The organism is Streptomyces sp. NPDC050703, assembly GCF_040654435.1.
GTDB lineage: Bacteria > Actinomycetota > Actinomycetes > Streptomycetales > Streptomycetaceae > Streptomyces.
The window spans coordinates 1-3446 of sequence record NZ_JBFAHX010000094.1 but is presented as its reverse complement, the minus strand read 5'-3'; the positions used below and the strand labels follow the sequence as shown (position 1 = coordinate 3446).

1 protein-coding gene and 2 pseudogenes are annotated in these 3446 nt (G+C 71.7%); 2 read left to right on the top strand and 1 reads right to left on the bottom strand.

Translation table 11 applies throughout. The annotated features are described in order from the left end of the window. Positions 1–172 precede the first annotated feature (172 nt). The gene (locus tag AB0I16_RS35690; protein ID WP_363253842.1) at positions 173–1420 is read left to right on the top strand and encodes a hypothetical protein; all 1248 of its coding nucleotides are present in this window, start codon (positions 173–175) and stop codon (positions 1418–1420) included. A gap of 330 nt (positions 1421–1750) precedes the next feature. After that, positions 1751–3352: pseudogene (gene cimA / locus AB0I16_RS35685) on the top strand (citramalate synthase); the annotation flags it as partial. Positions 3353–3355: 3 nt separating this feature from the next. Here the strand turns inward: cimA and AB0I16_RS35680 are convergent. Continuing rightward, positions 3356–3446 (bottom strand): annotated as a pseudogene (locus AB0I16_RS35680) (MarR family transcriptional regulator); the annotation flags it as partial.

Sequence of the window (3446 nt, the reverse complement as noted above, 5' to 3'; positions counted from 1 at the left end):
TGTGGTGTGGAGCCTAGACACCTCCACCACACCGGAGGTCTTCGCCATGATCAAGACCCAGCCCTGTTAACAACGCTCGTGATCAATACACCTAGCGGGCCACCGCCCCGCACCCGTACCGACCGCACAGCACCACACCACACCACGAGAAGAGAGCACGGGGGAACACACCATGCACCGCACCCAGCGCCACGCCGCCCTGGCGTCCGCCGCACTCGTCGCCGCGGTCGCCGCCGCGAGCCCGCCCGCCGCCTCCGCCGCGCCCGCCGCGCCCCGCACCGAGGGCATCAGCGTCACGGCCGGCGGCACGGCGGCCGACGACAGGTCGGCGGGGGCCGTGATCAGCAGGAACGGGCGGTTCGCCGCCTTCGACTCCGAGGCCACCGACCTGGTGGCCGGCGACACGAACGGGCTCCGCGACATCTTCGTACGCGATCTGCGCACCGGGAGGACCGAACGGATCGCCCTGGCGGGGCGCGAGCTGCGCGGCGCCGCGCTGAGCGCCGACGGCCGCAGGGTCGCGTTCATCTCCTCGCCCGAGGGCGCCTACTCCGACGCCGACGTCCGCCTCTACGACCGCGGAACCAGGAAGACCGAGCGGCTCGACGTCGAGCTGCCCGACGGCTTCGACGGGCGGGGCGCGGGCGGGGTCTCGCTCAGCGCCGACGCGCGCTACGCCGTCTTCGACACCGACCACCGCGAGGACGGCGGCGTCGTCTTCCTGCGCGACAGGAAGACCGGCACGACCGAGCGGATCAGCCGGCCCGACGACGGCTGGGAGCCGCGCACGTCGCACTCCGCGACCGTCAGCGACGACGGCAGCCGCGTCGTCTACGCCCGCAACTACACCAACGGCCCGCGCGACGACGACTGGAGCGACGTCTGGCTGCGCGACCGCGGGACGGGCGAGCTGACGGAGATCGACCGCTCGTACGACGGCTCCGAGACCGAGAAGGAGTCGCTGGACCCCTCCCTCAGCGGCGACGGCCGGAAGGTCGTCTTCGAGTCCCGCGACACCCACCTCGTCCCGAACGACGACGACGCCGCGTGGAACGTCTTCGTCCACGACATCGCCTCCGGCACCAACCAGCGCGTCCACGGCACCCAGGGCGGTCCGGGCGAGGTCTACACCCGCGCGCCCGCGATCAGCGCCGACGGCCGCTACCTCACCTATGTGACGGAGCTTGCCGAGCCGGGCTCCCGGTACGGCAAGGAGTGGCCCGTCTACCTGCGCGACCTGAGGAAGGACACCACCACCCTGGTCAGCCCGGACACCACCGGGGGCGCGGCGACCGCCGGGGTCGCGCCCGGCGGCATCGCGGCCGACGGCCGTCGCGTCGCCTTCCTCTCCGCCGACGAGACGCTCCTGGCGGGCGACACGAACGACGGCGACGACGCCTTCGTACGCCATCTGCGCTGACGCGCCCCACCGTGCGGGCGGCGTGTCCCACGCGCCGCCCGCATCGTGAGACGGGGCAGCGCGGAGTGCACGCGTTGTGGCAGGCTGCCACCGTGCTCTCGTTCGCCATGATTATTGGCAGCAGGCGCGCCGGTCCGCAGTGACCGTCTCGTACCACCATGTACGGGCGGACACCGTCGTCTTCAGACCCGCGCGCGAACCTCTCGTACCCACGAGGGGTTTTTTCGTTTCCAGGCCCAACGTCAGCCGGACGCGGAGCGCGCGGGATCATCAAGACGGTGGAGCCGGTCATTCCGGTAGACCGAGATCCGACACAGGAGCCAGATCAGCATGACGGAAACCAGCACACCCGACGATTCCTTCCACGTCTTCGACACGACGCTGCGCGACGGCGCGCAGCGCGAGGGCATCAACCTCACCGTCGCGGACAAGCTGACCATCGCACGGCACCTGGACGACTTCGGCGTGGGCTTCATCGAGGGCGGCTGGCCCGGCGCCAACCCGCGCGACACGGAGTTCTTCGCCCGCGCCCAGCAGGAGATCACCTTCCGGCACGCCCAGCTCGTCGCGTTCGGCGCCACCCGCCGCGCCCACGCCAAGGCCGCCGAGGACCCGCAGGTCAACGCCCTCCTGGAATCCGGCGCCCCCGTCATCACCCTCGTCGCCAAGTCCCACGACCGGCATGTCGAGCTCGCCCTGCGCACCACCCTGGACGAGAACCTGGAGATGATCCGCGACACCGTCTCCCACCTCGTGGCCCAGGGCCGGCGGGTCTTCGTCGACTGCGAGCACTTCTTCGACGGCTACCGCGCCAACCCCGAGTACGCCAAGTCCGTCGTACGGGCCGCCGCCGAGTCCGGCGCCGACGTCGTCGTGCTCTGCGACACCAACGGCGGCATGCTGCCCGCCCAGGTCCAGGCCGTCGTGGCCACCGTCGCCGCCGACACCGGCGCCCGCCTCGGCATCCACGCCCAGGACGACACCGGCTGCGCCGTCGCCAACACCCTCGCCGCCGTCGACGCGGGCGCCACCCACGTGCAGTGCACCGCCAACGGCTACGGCGAGCGGGTCGGCAACGCCAACCTCTTCCCGGTCGTCGCCGCCCTGGAGCTGAAGTACGGCAAGCAGGTCCTGCCCGAGGGCTCGCTCCGCGAGATGACCCGGGTCTCCCACGCCATCGCCGAGGTGGTCAACCTGACCCCCTCCACCCACCAGCCGTACGTGGGCGTTTCCGCCTTCGCGCACAAGGCGGGACTGCACGCCTCCGCGATCAAGGTCGACCCCGACCTCTACCAGCACATCGACCCCGACCTCGTCGGCAACCGCATCCGCATGCTGGTCTCGGACATGGCGGGCCGCGCCTCCATCGAGCTCAAGGGCAAGGAGCTGGGCGTCGACCTCGGCGACGACCGCGAACTGGTCGGCCGCGTCGTGGACCGCGTGAAGGAGCGCGAACTCGCGGGCTACACGTACGAGGCGGCCGACGCCTCCTTCGAGCTGCTGCTCCGCGAGGAGGCCGAGGGCCGCGCCCGCCGCTACTTCCGCGTCGAGTCCTGGCGGGCCATCGTCGAGGACCGCCCCGACGGCACGCACGCCAACGAGGCCACCGTGAAGCTCTGGGCCAAGGGCGAGCGCATCGTCGCCACGGCCGAGGGCAACGGCCCGGTCAACGCGCTCGACCGGGCGCTCAGAGTCGGCCTGGAACGCATCTACCCGCAGCTCGCCAAGCTGGAGCTCGTCGACTACAAGGTCCGCATCCTGGAGGGCAAGCACGGCACGTCCTCCACCACCCGCGTCCTGATCTCCACCAGCGACGGCGACGGCGAGTGGTCGACCGTCGGCGTCGCCGAGAACGTCATCGCCGCGTCCTGGGGCGCGCTGGAGGACGCGTACACCTACGGGCTCCTGCGCGCCGGCATCGAGCCGGTCGATCCCGTCGAGGGCGGCGGTGAGGCTGTCGAGCCGCGCTCGAAGATCCCGCACCTCGCCCAGCGAGAGCCCGGTGGCGGCGCTGATGGCACGCGGC